General features: G+C 75.3%; 17 protein-coding genes and 1 pseudogene. 6 read left to right on the top strand and 12 right to left on the bottom strand.

Translation table 11 applies throughout. The features are described 5' to 3' along the window. Positions 1–2: 2 nt before the first annotated feature. Entirely contained in the window at positions 3–1,160 is a 1,158-nt protein-coding gene (lgt, locus tag ACGF5C_RS14570) for a prolipoprotein diacylglyceryl transferase (protein ID WP_393301392.1), read from the bottom strand. Positions 1,161–1,261: 101 nt separating this feature from the next. On the opposite strand from lgt, the gene ACGF5C_RS14575 reads away from it, so the two are divergent. Next, positions 1,262–1,948 (top strand): NUDIX hydrolase, encoded by a 687-nt coding sequence (locus ACGF5C_RS14575; protein ID WP_393301395.1) that lies wholly within the window; start codon positions 1,262–1,264, stop codon positions 1,946–1,948. A 192-nt stretch (positions 1,949–2,140) separates the two neighbouring features. Here ACGF5C_RS14575 and trpA read toward each other — a convergent pair whose 3' ends face one another. From trpA to trpC, 3 genes are all read right to left on the bottom strand, one after another. Continuing rightward, entirely contained in the window at positions 2,141–2,944 is an 804-nt protein-coding gene (gene trpA, locus ACGF5C_RS14580; RefSeq protein WP_393301398.1) for a tryptophan synthase subunit alpha, read from the bottom strand. Positions 2,945–2,949: 5 nt separating this feature from the next. After that, on the bottom strand, positions 2,950–4,188 hold the full coding sequence (gene trpB / locus ACGF5C_RS14585; RefSeq protein WP_393301401.1) for a tryptophan synthase subunit beta: 1,239 nt from the start codon (positions 4,186–4,188) through the stop codon (positions 2,950–2,952). Between the two features lie 118 nt (positions 4,189–4,306). Next, positions 4,307–5,110, bottom strand: coding sequence for an indole-3-glycerol phosphate synthase TrpC (trpC, locus tag ACGF5C_RS14590; protein ID WP_393301673.1), 804 nt, complete (start codon positions 5,108–5,110; stop codon positions 4,307–4,309). 486 nt (positions 5,111–5,596) lie between these two features. Between trpC and ACGF5C_RS14595 the strand changes: the two genes are divergently transcribed. Beyond that, positions 5,597–5,854, top strand: a complete 258-nt coding sequence (locus ACGF5C_RS14595) for a hypothetical protein (RefSeq protein WP_393301404.1) — start codon at positions 5,597–5,599, stop codon at positions 5,852–5,854. On the opposite strand, the gene ACGF5C_RS14600 is transcribed toward ACGF5C_RS14595, so the two are convergent. The 6 genes and pseudogenes from ACGF5C_RS14600 to ACGF5C_RS14625 all read right to left on the bottom strand — a co-directional run bounded on the left by ACGF5C_RS14600 (position 5,847) and on the right by ACGF5C_RS14625 (position 10,811). Next, complete coding sequence (locus ACGF5C_RS14600) at positions 5,847–6,467, bottom strand: Trp biosynthesis-associated membrane protein (protein WP_393301407.1); 621 nt, start codon at positions 6,465–6,467, stop codon at positions 5,847–5,849. The two genes, ACGF5C_RS14595 and ACGF5C_RS14600, sit on opposite strands and share 8 nt — an antisense overlap. Continuing rightward, positions 6,464–8,053 (bottom strand): anthranilate synthase component I, encoded by a 1,590-nt coding sequence (locus tag ACGF5C_RS14605; protein ID WP_393301410.1) that lies wholly within the window; start codon positions 8,051–8,053, stop codon positions 6,464–6,466. Before ACGF5C_RS14605 ends, ACGF5C_RS14600 begins: the two co-directional genes overlap by 4 nt. Continuing rightward, positions 8,050–8,487, bottom strand: coding sequence for a phosphoribosyl-AMP cyclohydrolase (gene hisI, locus ACGF5C_RS14610; protein WP_393301676.1), 438 nt, complete (start codon positions 8,485–8,487; stop codon positions 8,050–8,052). Before hisI ends, ACGF5C_RS14605 begins: the two co-directional genes overlap by 4 nt. A 180-nt stretch (positions 8,488–8,667) precedes the next feature. Then, positions 8,668–9,264 (bottom strand): annotated as a pseudogene (locus tag ACGF5C_RS14615) (phosphoribosyl-AMP cyclohydrolase); the annotation flags it as partial. 159 nt (positions 9,265–9,423) lie between these two features. After that, entirely contained in the window at positions 9,424–10,428 is a 1,005-nt protein-coding gene (locus tag ACGF5C_RS14620; RefSeq protein WP_393301413.1) for an aldo/keto reductase, read from the bottom strand. Beyond that, a complete protein-coding gene (locus tag ACGF5C_RS14625; protein ID WP_393301416.1) occupies positions 10,425–10,811 on the bottom strand; it encodes a MerR family transcriptional regulator in 387 nt (128 codons plus the stop codon). The genes ACGF5C_RS14620 and ACGF5C_RS14625 overlap by 4 nt, the downstream gene beginning before the upstream one ends. A gap of 108 nt (positions 10,812–10,919) precedes the next feature. Here ACGF5C_RS14625 and ACGF5C_RS14630 point away from each other — a divergent pair, with 108 nt between their 5' ends. From ACGF5C_RS14630 to ACGF5C_RS14640, 3 genes are all read left to right on the top strand, one after another. Continuing rightward, positions 10,920–11,666 carry an ABC transporter ATP-binding protein gene (locus tag ACGF5C_RS14630; protein WP_393301419.1) on the top strand — a complete coding sequence of 249 codons (747 nt, stop codon included), beginning with the start codon at positions 10,920–10,922 and terminating at the stop codon, positions 11,664–11,666. Beyond that, on the top strand, positions 11,663–12,418 hold the full coding sequence (locus ACGF5C_RS14635; RefSeq protein WP_393301422.1) for an ABC transporter permease: 756 nt from the start codon (positions 11,663–11,665) through the stop codon (positions 12,416–12,418). Before ACGF5C_RS14630 ends, ACGF5C_RS14635 begins: the two co-directional genes overlap by 4 nt. 65 nt (positions 12,419–12,483) lie before the next feature. Next, entirely contained in the window at positions 12,484–13,092 is a 609-nt protein-coding gene (locus ACGF5C_RS14640; protein WP_393301426.1) for a TetR family transcriptional regulator, read from the top strand. A gap of 81 nt (positions 13,093–13,173) precedes the next feature. Here the strand turns inward: ACGF5C_RS14640 and ACGF5C_RS14645 are convergent, their stop codons facing one another. Then, a complete protein-coding gene (locus ACGF5C_RS14645; protein ID WP_393301429.1) occupies positions 13,174–13,932 on the bottom strand; it encodes a DUF2470 domain-containing protein in 759 nt (252 codons plus the stop codon). A 70-nt stretch (positions 13,933–14,002) separates the two neighbouring features. On the opposite strand from ACGF5C_RS14645, the gene rpsD reads away from it, so the two are divergent. Next, the gene (gene rpsD, locus ACGF5C_RS14650) at positions 14,003–14,614 is read left to right on the top strand and encodes a 30S ribosomal protein S4 (protein ID WP_393301432.1); all 612 of its coding nucleotides are present in this window, start codon (positions 14,003–14,005) and stop codon (positions 14,612–14,614) included. A gap of 32 nt (positions 14,615–14,646) precedes the next feature. Here rpsD and ACGF5C_RS14655 read toward each other — a convergent pair whose 3' ends face one another. Then, the gene (locus tag ACGF5C_RS14655; RefSeq protein WP_393301680.1) at positions 14,647–16,398 is read right to left on the bottom strand and encodes an ABC transporter ATP-binding protein; all 1,752 of its coding nucleotides are present in this window, start codon (positions 16,396–16,398) and stop codon (positions 14,647–14,649) included. Positions 16,399–16,451: the final 53 nt, after the last annotated feature.

A 16,451-nucleotide genomic window follows, 5' to 3' on the forward strand; every position in this document is an offset into this window, starting at 1 on the left:
CCTCAGCTGTCGCGGTCGGCGGGCCGGAAGCCGGCAGCCCCCGCCCGGTCCTCCGAGCTCTCCTCGTCGCCGTCCGGCTCGACGGACCCGTCGCCGGCGCTCGCGGCGTCCTTCCCGGTCACCGTCTCCTCGCCGGTCGTGGCGGGCAACTCGCCGGTCTCCCGCCAGCGCCGGTACTGCTCCTCGCCGACCACCCGGTAGCCCTCCGGCGCGGCCGGCTTCGCCCCCGCCTCGGCGGCGGAGAGGTCGACCTGCGAGACGTCGGAGTCGGCGGGCACGGGCGGCGTCGCGGCGGCGCCGACCGGAACGAGGTACTCGCGGGGCCCGCGCACCCGCAGGAAGTAGACCAGGGCGCCGAGGAACACCAGGCCGGCGGTCCAGACGTTCAGGCGTACGCCGAGGATGGTGTTCGCCTCGTCGGTACGCATCAGCTCGATCCAGAACCGCCCGGCGGTGTAGCCCATCACGTAGAGGGCGAACGCCCGCCCCCGGCCGAGGCGCAGCTTGCGGTCGAGGACGAGGACCAGCGCGGCGACGCCGAGGTTCCACAGCAGCTCGTACGCGAACGTCGGGTGGTAGAGCCCCGGCTCGAGGATCGGCCGGCCGGCGTCGTCCCGCAGCGCCTGGCCGGGGTTGTCCGGATCCATCCGGTGGATCTCCAGGCCCCACGGCAGGGTGGTCCGGCCGCCGTACAGCTCGTTGTTGAACCAGTTGCCGAGCCGGCCGATCGCCTGGGCCAGCGGCAGGCCGGGGGCCAGCGCGTCGGCGACCACCGCGAACGGGATGCCGAGCTGCCGGGCGGCGATCCAGGCGCCGACCGCGCCGCCGGCCACCGCGCCCCAGATGCCGAGACCGCCCTCCCAGATGGCGAACGCCTTCAGCGGGTCGCCGCCCGTGCCGAAGTACTTCTCCGGCGAGGTGATCACGTGGTAGATCCGGGCGCCGATGATGCCGGCCGGCACCGCCCAGACCGCGATGTCGAGGACCGCGCCGGGGGCCACGCCGCGCTGGCGCAGCCGCCGTTCGGTGACCCAGCAGGCCACCACGATGCCGACGATGATGCACAGCGCGTACGCCCGGACCGGCACCGGTCCGAGCTGCCACACGGCGGTGCTGGGGCTGGGCAGGGCCGCCTGGGGGGACAGCGAGGCGAGAGTCACGGATGCACACGCTACCGTCGTGCGCCCCTCCGGCGGCACCCCGGTCCACCGTCGCCCGATCCCGGTGACTTCTGGTTTGCGCCCCCGTAGGCTCTTTGTCCATGGGCGCGCTCACCTGGGCGGTCGCGGCGGTCGTCACCGACGACGCCGGCCGGGTGCTGCTCTGCCGCCAGGGCCGGGGCGAGCGACGCTACGGGCTCCCGGGCGGCCGGCTGCGTCCGGCGGAGAGCCCGGCGCACGCCGCGATGCGCGACATCCGGGCCGAGACGGGCTGGGAGGTCGAGGTCGTCGACCTGGTCGGCCTCTACCACCTGGTCGGCGCGTGCGCCCCGGCGTCGACGAGCCCCGCCGGCCCGGCCTCGTCGGCGGCGCGGGTCGCGTCGTCGGCCGGTCGTGCCGGGCCGCTGCCCGACGTCCTGGTGCACGTCTTCCGGGCACGCGCCCGGGGGCCGGGGCCGACCGGCGAGCCGACGGGCGGCTGCCAAGCGTCCTGGCACGCCCCCACCGCTCTGCCGGAGGCGCTCACGCCGACCACCCGGGCCGCGCTCGCCGACGCGATGGCGGGCCGCTCCGGCGTCCTGCACACCGCGGGGGCGGGCTGCGCGGGATCGGCCGTCACGGGGTCGGTCGGCGCGGGGGTGGGTGGTGCGGGGGCGGATGGTGTCGCACCGGACAGCCTCGCACCGGACACTGCGGCTGAAACGGGCACCACTCCGAGCGCGATCGCACCCCCGGCCGGACACCCGCCGGGCCAGCGGGCCAATCCACCCACGCCAACCCGCCACTAACCAACTCCCCCGCGCGCCCCTACGCGCCCACGCTCCCGCCCCACTCCGCCCACCCTCGCGATCTTGCACTTTCCGCCCTGGCAAAAGGGGCATTCCGCGCATTACGCGGGCACAAAGTGCAAGATCGCGGGCGGCGGACGGCGAGGGAGGGAGGGAGGGAGGGAGGGAGGGAGGGAGGGAGGAGGGGGTGGGTCAGGGGGTGGGGGTGCGGACGCCTTGGGCGAGTTCGGCGCTGAGGGTGCGGAGGGCGGCCAGGCCGGACGCCTCGTCCGGGGCGTCGAGAAGGCAGCGGATCAGGGCGCTGCCGACGATGACGCCGTCGGCGTACCCGGCGACCGTGCCGGCCTGCGCGCCCGTGCCGACGCCCAGCCCCACGCCGACCGGCAGGTCGGTGACCTCCCGCAGCCGGGAGACCAGGACCGGCGCCGCGTCGGAGGTCTTCGCCCGGGCGCCCGTGACGCCCATGATCGCGGTGGCGTAGACGAAGCCCCGGCAGTGCGCCGCGGTCATCGCCAGCCGCGCGTCGGTCGAGGAGGGCGACACCAGGAAGGTGCGGTCCAGCCCGTACGCGTCCGAGGCGGCGAGCCACTCGCCGGCCTCCTCGGGGATCAGGTCCGGGGTGACCAGGCCGGTGCCCCCGGCCGAGGCGAGGTCCCGGGCGAAGGCGTCCACGCCGTAGCGCTCGACCGGGTTCCAGTACGTCATCGTGACCACGGGCGCCCCGGTGGCCGCGACCGCCTCGATGATGCGCAGCGTGTCGGCGGTGCGTACGCCGCCGGCGAGGGCGATGTCGCTGGCCCTCTGGATCACCGGGCCGTCCATCACCGGGTCGGAGTACGGGATCTCCACCTCGATCACGTCGACGCCGGCCTCGACCATCGCGGTCATCGCGGCGATGCTGCCCTCGACGGTCGGGAACCCGGCCGGCATGCAGCCGACCAGCACCGCCCGCCCGTCGGCGCGCGCCTTGTCGAACGCCACCCCGATCCGGCTCACGTTTCTCACTGCTCCTTGTCGAGGATGCCGAAGTAGTTGCCGGCCGTGTGGACGTCCTTGTCGCCCCGGCCGGAGAGGTTGACCACGACGGTGGGCTCCCGGCCCAGCTCGGCGGCGAGCTTCGGGGCGATCTTGAGGGTGCCGGCGAGCGCGTGCGCGCTCTCGATCGCCGGGATGATGCCCTCCGTCCGGCAGAGCAGCTCGAACGCGGCCATCGCCTCGTCGTCGGTGACGGGCATGTAGCTGGCCCGGCCGGTGTCGTGCAGCCAGGCGTGCTCCGGCCCGACGCCGGGGTAGTCCAGCCCGGCGGAGATCGAGTGCGACTCGCAGGTCTGGCCGTCGGCGTCCTGGAGGACGTACGTGCGGGTGCCGTGCAGCACGCCGGCGGAGCCGCCGGTGATGCTGGCCGCGTGCCGCCCGGTCTCCACCCCGTCGCCGCCGGCCTCGAAGCCGTAGAGCCGCACGCCGGGGTCGCCGACGAAGGCGTGGAAGATGCCCAGCGCGTTGGAGCCGCCGCCGACGCAGGCGGTGACCGCGTCCGGCAGCGCGCCGGTCAGGTCGAGGCACTGCTGGCGCGCCTCGTCGCCGATGCCGCGGACGAAGTCGCGGACCATCGCCGGGAACGGGTGCGGCCCGGCGGCGGTGCCGATCAGGTAGTGGGTGTCGTCGACGTTGGCGACCCAGTCCCGCATCGCCTCGTTCATCGCGTCCTTGAGGGTGCGCGAGCCGTTGGTGACCGGGACGACGGTGGCGCCGAGCATGCGCATCCGCGCCACGTTGAGCGCCTGCCGCTCGGTGTCGACCTGGCCCATGTAGACCACGCAGTCGAGGTCGAACAGGGCGGCGGCGGTGGCCGTGGCCACGCCGTGCTGGCCGGCGCCGGTCTCCGCGATCACCCGGGTCTTGCCCATCCGCTTGGTCAGCAGCGCCTGGCCGAGCACGTTGCGCACCTTGTGCGCCCCGGTGTGGTTGAGGTCCTCCCGCTTGAGCAGCACCCGCGCGCCGGCCTTGGCGGAGAACCGCCGGGCCGCGTAGAGCAGCGAGGGCGTGCCGGCGTAGTCGCGCAGCAGGGCGGCGAACTCCGCCCGGAACGACTCGTCGGCCATCGCCGTGCGGTGCGCGGCGTCCAGCTCGTCGAGCGCCGCGACCAGCGCCTCCGGTACGAACCGGCCGCCGAACCGGCCGAAGTGGCCGGCGGAGTCGGGCTGCGGACCGGCCGGGGCGGCCAGCGCGTCGGCGCTCATGCCCGCACTCCGCTTCGCTCCGTGCCGCCATGAGGCACCACCGCACTGAACCTGATGATTCGCTCGCTGCGCTCGCTCATGGTCATCGTCCTCTCGGTGCTGAGGAACCGGCGCGGGATCAGCGCGCCGGGCGGGGCGTGGCCGGGTGGTTGCCGGCGTTGACCAGCTCGGCCACCGCCTCGCGGGGGCTCTTCTGGGTGACCAGACCCTCGCCGACCAGGACCGCGTCGGCGCCCGCCGAGGCGTACCGGATGAGGTCGTGCGGACCACGCACCCCCGACTCGGCGATCTTGACGACGCTGCTGGGCAGGCCGGGCGCGATCCGCTCGAACACCGAGCGGTCGACCTCAAGGGTACGCAGGTTGCGGGCGTTGACCCCGATGACCTGGGCGCCGGCCTCCAGCGCCCGGTCGGCCTCCTCCTCGTCGTGCACCTCGACGAGCGCGGTCATGCCGAGCGACTCGATCCGCTCCAGCAGGCCGACGAGGGCGTTCTGCTCCAGGGCGGCGACGATCAGCAGCACCAGGTCGGCGCCGTGCGCCCGGGCCTCGTGCACCTGGTAGCTGGAGACCACGAAGTCCTTGCGCAGCACCGGGATGTTGACGGCGGCGCGGACGGCGGCCAGGTCGTCGAGCGAGCCGCCGAACCAGCGCCCCTCGGTGAGCACGCTGATCGCCCGCGCGCCGCCGGCGGCGTAGTCACCGGCCAGGTCGGCCGGGTCGGCGATCTCCGCCAGCCGCCCCTTGGACGGCGAGGAACGCTTCACCTCGGCGATCACCGCGACGCCCGGCTTGCGCAGGGCCGCGTACGCGTCCAGCGGCGGCGGCGCGGCGGCGGCCAGTTCGCGGATCCGCTCCAGCGGAACCTGCTCCTGTCGCCGGGCGACGTCCTCACGCACGCCGGCCAGGATCTCGTCGAGCACGCCTAGGGACGCCGTCGGACCGGCCTCGTCCCCCTCCGCGTGCGCATGCTCAGCAGTCACCAACGGACTCCCCTCTCCGGGTGTCATGGGCCGATGCTAGGGGGCGCCACCTGGCGACGGGTGCCGGGGGTATGGCGTGCCTCACGAGATGGGCTGCGGCATAATGGCCGACTTCCGGTGAACGAGACGTCACTCAGGGCGACGGCGTCCATCGACGGCCGTCACCCCGTCTCGTCGCCCCCACCGCGCGAGACATCGGCCCGATCCTGTCCACTCCCGCGCCCAGCCGCCCGGCGCGGCCACGGCGGGACGCCAGCACCCTGTGACCTAGCTCAAGGGCGAACGGCCCTTTCCCTGGTCGCGGGCCGGACGGAAAGTTGACGTGTCGGTCACCACGGCGAAACGTGAGCCAGCCAGCATCTCTGTCGGGCAGACTCGATGTCGCGCCTGCCCCACCGACACCAACGATCTCCGTGCGGGGTGATCATGAGCACTGTCGAGCCCAACCAGACCATCGGACTGACGACCATCTCGCGTGCCGTCGCGTCGCTCGCCGTCGGCGTGGTCCACACCGTGGAGCGCGCGGTGGTCGGCGAGGCCCGGATGCGGACCGCGCGCGGCAACGCCTGGGAGGCCGTCTGCGCCGACCGGGCCCGCGCCGACCAGCGGGCCGAGCTGGGCCGCCTGGCGGCGGAGCTGACGGCCGCCCGGGCCGCCGCCCGCGACCGTCAGCCCGTCAGCTGACCGTCGGATCCTCGCCGCGATCCAGCGCGTCCCACGCCTCCGTCGTGCGCCGCCCGGTGACGCGGCCGTCCTCGCCCCGGGCGGCCGGCGCGCCGCCGCCCCGGGCCGGCCGCTCGTAGCGGGCGCCCATCGCCGGCCACCGCCGGCCCCGCAGCGCCGTCAGCAACCCGCCCGCCGCGGCGAGCACCCCGCCGACCAGGCAGAGCGCCGGCCAGTGCCGGCTGACCTCACCGTCGAACCCGGCGACCAGGCCGTAGCCGCCGCCGGCCGCCACCGCCGCGCCGAGCCCGCACAGCAGCGCGCCCAGCAGCCGCCGCGACCGCCCCCGGGTGGCGAGCACCGCGCCGCCCCCGGCCAGCCCCACCAGGGCCAGCGCCGGCAGCCACGGCAGCAGGCCCGCGCCCGTGCGCGCGTCGCGTACCGGCGGCAACGGGGTGGGCCGAGCGGTCAGTTCGACCGCCCAGGTGCGGGTCGACGCCCAGAACGCGAGGCCCGCGCCGGCCACGCAGAGCAGCACCGCGTACGTCAGCTCGCGCCGGCCCGCGACGGCCCGCGCGCGCTCCTCGGCCTCGGCCGTCCCCGACTCGTGGCCGCGCGGCTGCGCCGCCGTCATCGGGCGGGCCGGAGGGTCTCGGCGGCGGCGATCGCGGCGAGCACCGCCGCGGCCTTGTTCCGGGTCTCCTGGTCCTCGGCGGCCGGGTCCGAGTCGGCCACCACCCCCGCCCCGGCCTGCACGTACGCCCGGCCGTCGCGCATCAGCGCGGTGCGGATGGCGATCGCCATGTCCAGGTCCCCTCCGAAGCCGAAGTAGCCGACGGTGCCGCCGTAGAGGCCGCGGCGGACGGGCTCCAGTTCCTCGATGATCTCCATCGCCCGCACCTTCGGCGCGCCGGAGAGCGTGCCGGCGGGGAAGGTCGCGGCGAGCGCGTCGAAGGCCGTGCGGTCGTCCCGCAGCGTGCCGACGACGGTCGAGACGATGTGCATGACGTGGCTGTACCGCTCGATGGTGGCGAACTCCGGCACCTCCACGGTGCCCGGACGGCACACCCGGCCCAGGTCGTTGCGGCCCAGGTCGACCAGCATCACGTGCTCGGCCCGCTCCTTGGGGTCGGTGAGCAGCTCCGCGGCGAGCCGGGCGTCGGCCTCCGGGGTGGCGCCGCGCGGCCGGGTGCCGGCGATCGGGTGCAGCAGCGCCCGCCGCTGCCCCTCCGCGTCGGCGGTCACCTTCAGGTGCGCCTCCGGGGAGGAGCCGACGATGTCGAAGCCGTCGAAGCGCAGCAGGTACATGTACGGGCTGGGATTTGTCGTACGCAACACCCGGTAGACGTCCAGCGGGTCGGCGTGCGTCTGCCGCTCGAACCGCTGCGCCAGCACGATCTGGAAGCACTCGCCGGCCCGGATCGCCTCCTTCGCCGCCTCCACCGCCTTCGGGTAACCGCCCTCGGGCGTGCGGCTGCGCACCTCCCCGGCGGGCGGCCGGTCGACGGTGGACACCATCGGCGGGATGGGCCGGGACAGGGCGGTGGTCATCGCGTCGAGCCGGCCGACCGCGTGGTGGTACGCGGCCGTGACCCGGGCCTCGCGGTCCGGCTCGTCCAGCGGCGGCAGGATCGCGTTGGCGACCAGGATCGCCGAGCCGTCGTAGTGGTCCAGCACCACCAGGTCGGCGGCGAGCATCATGCCCAGCTCGGGCAGGCCCAGGTCGTCCTCGGTCAGCTCGGGCAGCCGCTCGAACCGGCGGATCAGCTCGTAGCCGAGGTAGCCGACCATGCCCCCGGTCAGCGGCGGCATGCCGCTGGCCGCGTCCCAGGCCGGGCCGGCGAGCGCGTCGACGGTCTCGCGCAGCACCCGGACCGGGTCGCCGGAGGTGGGCACGCCGGCCGGGGGCTGCCCCGTCCACGTCGCCACGCCGTCCCGCTCGGTCAGCGTGGCGCTGCTGCGTACGCCGATGAACGAGTACCGCGACCAGGCCAGCCCGGCCGAGCCGACGCCCTGCTCGGCGGACTCCAGCAGGAACGTTCCCGGACCGCCGGCCAACTTGCGGTAGACGCCGACCGGCGTCTCCGCGTCGGCGAGCAGCCGCCGGGTGACGGGGACGACGCGCCAGCGGGCGGCCAGCTCGGTGAAGGAGGCCACGTCCGGGCTGACCGCGCCGTCGGTCCGGGCCCCGCCGCCGGGCGTCGCGCGCTGCGCCGTCACCGGGCCCCCGCCCCTTCCCCGCTGACCGGCAGCTCCGTGAAGAAGCAGGTGCGGTGCCCGGTGTGGCAGGCCGCGCCGACCTGGTCGACGTCGACCAGCAGCGCGTCGCCGTCGCAGTCCAGGGCGACCGAGCGGACGTACTGGTGGTGCCCGGAGGTGGCGCCCTTCACCCAGTACTCCTGGCGGCTGCGCGACCAGTAGGTGGCCCGCCCGGTGGTCAGGGTGCGGTGCAGCGCCTCGTCGTCCATCCAGGCGACCATCAGCACCTCGCCGGAGTCGTGCTGGCGGACCACCGCGGCCACCAGGCCGTCGGGGGTGCGGCGCAGCCGGGCGGCGATGGCCGGGTCGAGCCGGGACGCACGGGCCGGGCCGCCGGCCGCGGGCTCCTGCGGGCTGGGGTGGGCGCCGGTCACGGGCGCGTCAGGTACGGGCACAGTGACCCATTGTCCCGCACGCGGGGCGGGCACCGGCGACGGCTCCCGCCGGGGGCGCGGCGGCCGGCCGGCGGGCCGGGTCAGCTGGTCGACGTAGCGGTCCAGCCGGCCGTCGACCAGGGCGTCGGCCAGGTCCGCGCCGGCGACCTCGGCGACCTCGGCGGCGTACGGGCGGATCAGCGGCAGGGCGCCGGCGACCAGGCGGGCCGCGGCGGCACAGACCTGCCCGACCGAGCCGGGGCGCAGCCCGAGGCAGAGCAGCATGTCCTCCCGGTAGTTCGGCGGCGCCACCGGCAGGTCGAGGGCGGCGGCGAAGGCCGCCCGGCGGGACGCCACCCGGACCGTCGGGTTGGCCGGCCGCAGCACGGACGGGCAGAGCCGGGCCAGGTCGGCGGCGGCCAGCCGGACACCGAGGTGGTCGTCGGCGTCCCGCGCGCCCGCCACCTTGCCGAGAGTGGCGATCAACTCTTCCAACTGCGGCTCGCCGGCCGGCTGGCAGAGCACCGGCAGGTCGATTCGGACCCGCCAGTGCGGATCCGCCCAGAGCAGCCGGGCCGGCGCCGTCACCGGCAGCCCGAACGCCCAGTCGGCCGGCTCGCCGAGCCGGCTCAGCCAGGAGCGCACGTCGCGGGCGGCCACGGAGACGTGGGTCAGCCGCCCGGCGTGCTCCGCCAGGTACGCCCGGCGGGCCGCGTACGGGGCGCCACCGAGCAGCACGTCGACGTCGACGTCGCTGTGCGCGGTGGCGGCCCGCCGGGCGTGGCTGCCGCGCAGCATGATGCCGACGACGGGCTGCTCGGTGCCGGCCCGCAACCGGGCGGCCCATTCGCGGAGGAACCCCTCGTCCGGTGACGGAGCGTGACCCACGGCGCCATCGTGCCGTACGCCCGATCAGTGCGCAATGCCCGATGGCGGACCCGGTGTCCGGTCCGAAGGCTAATGCCCGACGGACCTCATCGACGCCTCGGGGTACCGTTCGCCGGCCACCGCGCCCGGCGGCACCGCCTCGCCCAGCCGGGACCGCTGCGTCGGGGTGAGCCGGATGTCGGCCGCCGCCGCGTTCTCCGCCAGCCGGTGCGCCCGTCGCGTGCCCGGGATCGGGAAGACGTCCTCGCCCTGGGCGAGCAGCCAGGCCAGGGCGGCCTGGGCCGGGGTGCAGCCGATCTCGTCGGCCACCGCCCGCACCTCGTCGACCAGCTTGAGGTTGGCGTCGAGGTTGCCCTCGGCGAAGCGCGGCGCCGCCGTGCGCCAGTCGTCGGTGGCGAGCTGCTCCCGGCTGGTGATCGCCCCGGTCAGCAGCCCCCGCCCCACCGGCGAGTACGCGACCAGCGCCACCCCCAGCTCCCGGCAGGTGGCCAGCATCTCGCCCTCGACGTCCCGGCTGAACAGCGAGTACTCCATCTGCACGGCGGTCACGGGGTGCACCGCGTGCGCCGCGCGCAGGGTCGCCGGGCTGACCTCGGACAGGCCGATCAGCCGCACCTTGCCGGCGGTGACCTGCTCGGCCATCGCGCCGACCGTGTCCTCGATCGGGGTGGCCGGGTCGCGCCGGTGCAGGTACCACAGGTCGATGGCGTCCACCCCGAGCCGACGCAGGGAGGCGTCGCACGCCGTGCGCGCCCAGGCCGGGCTGCTGTCCACGTACGCACCGGGGCTGCCGGTGGCGCCGGATCCGTCGCCGCGCACCCGGTTGCCGAACTTGGTGGCCAGGAAGACCTCCTCGCGGCGCGCCCGCACCACCGGGGAGAGCAGTTCCTCGTTGCGGCCCCGGCCGTACATGTCGGCGGTGTCCAGGTGGTTCACGCCCAGGTCGAGCGCCCGGTGCAGGGTCCGGGTCGACTCGGCGTCGTCGGCCCCGCCGTAGGCGAAGCTCATCCCCATGCAGCCCAGCCCGATCGCGGAGACCTCCGGCCCGGCCGCGCCCAGCCGACGGCGGATCATCGGCACCCCTCCGCCCGGCGGTAGTTGTCGATCTTGTAGTTGAGCACCTTCAGGTCCTCCTCCAGCTCGGCCATCCGGCTCAGCACGCGGGCGCGGTGCGCCTCGAACAGCGCCCGCCGGGCGGCCAGGGTGGCGTCGCCCTGCCGGGCCAGCTCGGCGTAGCGGCGCATGTCCCGTACGGGCATGCCCGTACGGCGCAGCCGGGTGAGCAGTAGCAGCCAGTCCACGTCCCGTTCGGTGTAGCGACGGCGCCCGGCCGAGTCCCGCCCGACCGGGGCGACCAGCCCCTCCTGCTCGTACCAGCGCAGCGTGTAGGTGGTCAGGCCGACCCGCTCTGCCGCCTCGCCGACGGTGAGGGTCGTCTCCCGCGTACTGATCTCCACGCCTCCAGGCTTCCAGTTCGAGTGCACGCGAAGTCAACCGTTGCGCGCCGGAAGACAGCACAACTAGCGTGGAGTTCAACAGCCGTTGAGTTTCCGGGGAGGTGGGCGATGGACGAGGCGATCGCCGTCCGTGACCTGGTCGTCGACCGGGGCGGGCAACGGGTGCTGCACGGCATCACCGCGTCCGTGCCGCGCGGCCGGGTCACCGGGCTGCTCGGGCCGAGCGGCAGCGGCAAGACCACGCTGATGCGCGCGGTCGTCGGGGTGCAGGTGGTCGGCGCCGGCTCCGTCACCGTGCTCGGGCGCCCCGCCGGCACGCCGGAGCTGCGCCGCCGGGTCGGCTACCTCACCCAGGCGCCCAGCGTCTACGCCGACCTCACCGTGCGGGAGAACGCGCGCTACTTCGCCGCGCTGCACGGCCGGGGCCGGGCCGACGCCGACCGGGCGGTCGCCGACGTCGGGCTCGCCGGGGCGGCCGGCCAACTCGTCGGCACCCTCTCCGGCGGGCAGCGCAGCCGGGCGTCCCTGGCCTGCGCGCTGGTCGGGGAGCCGGAACTGGTCGTCCTCGACGAGCCGACCGTCGGCCAGGACCCGGTCCTGCGGGCCGACCTCTGGGCCCGGTTCCACGCCATGGCCGCCGCCGGCACCACCCTGCTGGTCTCCAGCCACGTGATGGACGAGGCGGCCCGCTGCGACCGGCTGCTGCTGATCCGCGAGGGGCGGCTGGTCGCCGACGACACCCCGGACGCGGTGCGCGCCGCCGCCGGCGCCGACGACCTGGACGAGGCGTTCCTGCGGCTGATCAGGGCGAGCGAGGCGGGCCCGGCGGGCGCCGCCGGACGGGAGGCGTCGTGAACCCCCGGATCCTGGCCGCCACCACCGGCCGCATCCTGCGCCAACTGCGGCACGACCGGCGCACCGTCGCGCTGCTCGTGGTGGTGCCGTCGGCGCTGCTCGCCCTGGTCTACTTCATGTACGTCGACCAGCCCGCCCCGCCCGGGCAGCCGTCGACGTTCGACCGGGTCGCCCTGGTGATGCTCGGCTTCTTCCCCTTCGTGATCATGTTCCTGGTGACCAGCATCGCGATGCTGCGCGAGCGGACCACCGGCACCCTGGAGCGGCTGCTCACCACCCCGCTGGGCAAGCTCGACCTGCTCTTCGGCTACGGCATCGCGTTCGGGCTGGCCGCGGTCGTCCAGGCGGTCATCGCGTCCGCCGTGGCGTACGGGGTCTTCGACCTGGACACCGCCGGCAGCAGCGGTCTGGTGATCATGATCGCCGCGCTGAACGCGGTGCTCGCGGTCGCGCTCGGGCTCTTCTGCAGCGCCTTCGCCCGCACCGAGTTCCAGGCCGTACAGTTCATGCCGGTCGTGGTGGTGCCCCAGTTGCTGCTCTGCGGGCTGTTCGTGCCCCGAGGCGAGATGGCCGGCTGGTTGCAGGCGGTCAGCGACGCGCTGCCGCTGTCGTACGCCGTCGAGGCGCTGCAGGAGGTGGGCGCGAACGCCGAGCCGACCGGCACCATGTGGCGGGACGTGGCGGTCGTCGCCAGCTCGGCGGTGCTGGCGCTGGTGCTCGCCGCGGCCACCCTGCGGCGGCGCAGCGGCTGACGCCGCGGCACCCGCCCCGCCCCCCGGTGGGACCGACGGCGGACGACGACGAGCGAAGGGCGGCGATGGCGCGGCGGACCGGACGGCGACCCGGCAACCCGGACACCCGGGAGGCGATCCTCGGGGCCGCCCGCGCCGCCTTCGCCGAGCGGGGGTTCGACGGGGCCTCGATCCGGGCCATCGCTGCCGCCGCCCAGGTGGACCCGGCGCTGGTGCACCACTACTTCGGCAGCAAGGACCAGCTCTTCCTGTCCGCGATGCACGCGCCGGTCGACCCGGGCGAGCTGCTGCCGAAGGTGCTCGCCGGGGACCGGGAGGGCCTCGGGGAGCGGCTGGTCCGCACGTTCCTCGGTGTCTGGGACTCCCCGGCCGGCACGGCCGGGGTGGCCCTGCTGCGCTCGGCGGTGAGCAACGAGTGGACCGCCCGGCTGCTGCGGGAGTTCCTGGTCAGCCAGGTGCTCCGCAAGGTCCTCGACCAGCTCGACGCCGACCCGGCCGAGTTGCCGCTGCGGGGCTCGCTGGTGGCCAGCCAGATGATCGGGCTGGCCATGATGCGGCACGTGGTCCGGTTGGAGCCGGTCGCCTCGGCCGCCCCGGAGACGCTCGTCGCGGCGGTCGCCCCGACGGTGCAGCGCTACCTGACCGGCGACCTCGCCGAGGTCTTCGCCGGCTGACGGCGCCAGCGTCCCGGCGTTCCGAGCAGGACCCGGCGGCGGGCCAGATGGCGGCCGGCGGGACCCGGCGATGCGGCAGGCTCAGGCGCGGTCGGCGTACCGGGAGGCGGCGTGGCGGCAGAGCATCGGGTGCAGGAGGCGGGCCAGCTCCTCCTCGCCGTCGAGCGGGCGCGGGAACGCCAGGCGGGCCCGCCGGCGGGCGTCGGGCCGGCCGTGGGCCACCAGCAGGCCGTACCGGTCGATCCGGACCACCCGGGGCGCGACGTCCGGGCCGCTGTCGGCCAGGCCGAGCTGCCGCCGCAGGTAGCCGGCCACCTCGGCCGCGTGATGCTCGGCGAGGTCGGCCAGCAGCCCGGCCTCGACCGCGTGCAGGGGGTCCGGCTCGGCCTCGGCGTACGCCGTGGGGTCGATCCGGCGCACGGCGTCGGCGCGTTCCCAACGGGCCTCGACCACCTCGAAGCGGTGCAGCCGGAACCGGGTGCCGACGTCGAGCAGGTCGCCGGTCGGCTCGACCGCCGCGAAGTCCAGCGCGGCCCGGCGCTCCTCCGCGCCCTCCAGGCGGGTCGCCCAGCCGGAGACCCAGGCCCGGCCGAGGCTCGGCGCGCCCGCGGCGGGCGGCAGGTCGAGCACGTCCAGCACCAGCGCGACGTCGGACTCGCCGTCGGCGGGCCGCAGCGCGGCGGCGAGGTCGCTGACCACTGGCACCAGCAGCAGCACCCGCCCGTCCGGGTCGGTCACGTGCCGGACCTGGTGCGGGCCGGGCCGGTGCGCGACGTGGGCGATGCCGGGCAACCGCCCCGCGACGAGGGTACGGACGATCTCCGCCGGGCTGGGCCGCATGACACGACCTCCTTAATAGGTTAGGCTTACCTAACTCGGAGACTAGAGCACCGGATCGGAGACGTCCAGCGTGAACCACCCCAGGCCCAAGGCCAGGCTCTCCCGCGCCCTCGGCATCCCGCTGACCCGCAAGTGCGTGCGGTACCTCGAACGGCGTCCCTTCCCGCCCGGCGTACACGGCCGGCAGCGCCGCAAGACCTCGGACTACCAGGTGCGGCTGCTGGAGAAGCAGCGCCTGCGCCACCAGTACAACGTCAGCGAGACCCAGCTGCGGCGCACGTTCGACGAGGCCGCCCGGGGCGCGGGCAAGACCGGTGAGAGCCTGGTCGCGCTCCTGGAGCGGCGACTCGACGCGGTGGTGCACCGGGCCGGGCTGGCCCGCAGCATCTACCAGGCGCGGCAACTGGTCGCGCACGGCCACTTCACCGTCGACGGGCGCAAGGTCGACCGGCCGTCGTACCGGCTGCGGCCGGGCCAGGTGGTGGCCGTCCGCGAGCGCAGCCGCGCCTCGGCGCCGTTCCAGCTCGCCGCCGCCGGCACCCACGCGGCCGACGGGCCCGCCCGGCCGTACCTGTCGGTGGAACTGGCCGAGCTGCGCGCCACGCTGCTGCGCGAGCCCGCCCGGCACGAGGTCCCGGTGCTCTGCGACGAGCAGCTCGTGGTGGAGTTCTACTCCCGCTGACCGGCCGCCAGGGTCGGGTCAGCGGGGTCGGCTCAGCGGGTCTGCTCCAGCCAGGAGGCGTAGAGCAGGCCGTAGACCGACTCCGGGTCGCGGACCAGCTCGTCGTGCGGGCCACGCTGCACGATCCGGCCCCGGTCCACCACGATCACCTCGTCCGCGGACTGTGCCGTGGAGAGCCGGTGCGCGATGGCGAGCGTCGTCCGCCCCCGCGTCACCGCGTCCAGGGTGCGTTGCAGCCGCACCTCGGTGGCCGGGTCCACCGCGCTGGTCGCCTCGTCCAGCACCAGCAGGTCCGGGTCGGCCACGTACGCGCGGGCCAGCGCGACCAACTGCCGCTCCCCCACACTCAGCGCCTCGCCCCGCTCCCCCACCGGGGTGCGCAGGCCCGCCGGCAACCCCTCCAGCCAGTCGGCCAGGCCCAACTCCGTGAAGGCCGCGGCGAGCTGTTCGTCGGTCAGCTCGGGGCGGGCGAAGCGGACGTTCTCCGCCACCGTGGCGTCGAAGAGGAAGCCGTCCTGCGGCACCATCACCACCCGCGACCGCAGCGAGGCGAACCGGACCTGCTCCAGCGGCACCCCGGAGAGCAGCACCCGGCCGGCGGTCGGGTCCATGAGCCGGGTCAGCAGCTTGGCGAACGTGGTCTTGCCGCTGCCGGTCTCGCCGACCACCGCCACCCGGCTCTTCGCCGGGATCTCCACGTCGATCCCGTGCAGCACAGGCGGGCCGCCCGGGTAGGCGAAGCCCACCCCCGCGAAGCGGATGTCCAGCGGGCCGGGCGGCAGCTCGCGCCCCTGCTCGCCGGGGTCGGCGACGTCCGGCGCGACGTCCAGCACGTCCAGCACCCGGCGCCAGCCGGCGATGGCGTTCTGCGCCTCGTTGAGCACCTCCGTGGCGATCTGCACCGGCTGGATGAAGAGGGTGACCAGGAAGAGGAAGGCGGTCACCTCGCCGACGCTCAGGGTGCGGTCGGCGCCCAGGGTCACCCCGAGCACCACCACGCCCGCGAGGGCCACCCCGGCGGCCAGCTCACCGACGGAGCTACCCACGATGCTGATCCTGATCGCCCGCTGCTGCGCCCGCCGCTGGCCGTCGATCGCCTCGTCGAGCCGGCGCGCGGTGCGCCCGGCGATCCCGTACGCCCGGATGACCGGCGCGCCGACCACGCTCTCCCCGATCGCGCCGAGCAGCGCCCCCGTGCGCTGCCGGACCACCCCGTACGCCCCGGCGAGGCGGCGCTGGAGCACCCGGATCACGAGCACCGCGGGCAGGAAGGCTGCGTAGACGACCAGGGTCAGCTGCCAGGAGTACGCCAGCATCACCAACGTGGTGACCACCAGCTGGCCGAGGTTGATCACCAGGATCACGCCGCCCCACTGGAGGAACTGGGTGATCTGGTCGACGTCGCTGGTCACCCGCGACACCAGCGAACCGCGCCGCTCGGACTGCTGGTGCAGCATGGACAGGTCGTGCACGTGCCGGAACGCCCGCACCCGCACGTTGGCCAGCGCGGTCTCGCTGACCGTGAACAACCGGCGCATCATCAGGTAGCCGCAGACCGTGGTCACCACCAGCACGGCGGCGGTGGCGGCGACCACCGTCCAGACCACGGTCAGGTCGAGACCGCCGACGATGCCGTTGTCGATGCCCTGCTGCACGGCCACCGGCACGGCCGCCCGGCCGACCATGTAGACCAGGGCCAGGCCGAGCGTGCCGGCGAGGCCGACCCGCAGCTCCGGGGAGAGCGCCAGGCCCCGCCGCAGCGTCTGCCAGGTCGTCTCGGTCACCTCGGCCCCGTCGGCCTCGGTCGCCCCCTGCGCCTTACCACTCACCGGGCCCG

Source organism: Micromonospora sp. NPDC047620, from assembly GCF_043205005.1.
Lineage (GTDB): Bacteria > Actinomycetota > Actinomycetes > Mycobacteriales > Micromonosporaceae > Micromonospora.

Excerpts from the sequence above, each read along its gene's own strand:
- ACGF5C_RS14575 (WP_393301395.1), top strand. The coding sequence starts at position 1,262 with ATGGGCGCGCTCACCTGGGCGGTCGCGGCGGTCGTCACCGACGACGCC.
- trpB (WP_393301401.1), bottom strand. The coding sequence starts at position 4,188 with ATGAGCGCCGACGCGCTGGCCGCCCCGGCCGGTCCGCAGCCCGACTCC.
- ACGF5C_RS14595 (WP_393301404.1), top strand. The coding sequence starts at position 5,597 with ATGAGCACTGTCGAGCCCAACCAGACCATCGGACTGACGACCATCTCG.
- ACGF5C_RS14600 (WP_393301407.1), bottom strand. The coding sequence starts at position 6,467 with ATGACGGCGGCGCAGCCGCGCGGCCACGAGTCGGGGACGGCCGAGGCC.
- ACGF5C_RS14620 (WP_393301413.1), bottom strand. The coding sequence starts at position 10,428 with ATGATCCGCCGTCGGCTGGGCGCGGCCGGGCCGGAGGTCTCCGCGATC.
- ACGF5C_RS14630 (WP_393301419.1), top strand. The coding sequence starts at position 10,920 with ATGGACGAGGCGATCGCCGTCCGTGACCTGGTCGTCGACCGGGGCGGG.
- ACGF5C_RS14640 (WP_393301426.1), top strand. The coding sequence starts at position 12,484 with ATGGCGCGGCGGACCGGACGGCGACCCGGCAACCCGGACACCCGGGAG.
- ACGF5C_RS14645 (WP_393301429.1), bottom strand. The coding sequence starts at position 13,932 with ATGCGGCCCAGCCCGGCGGAGATCGTCCGTACCCTCGTCGCGGGGCGG.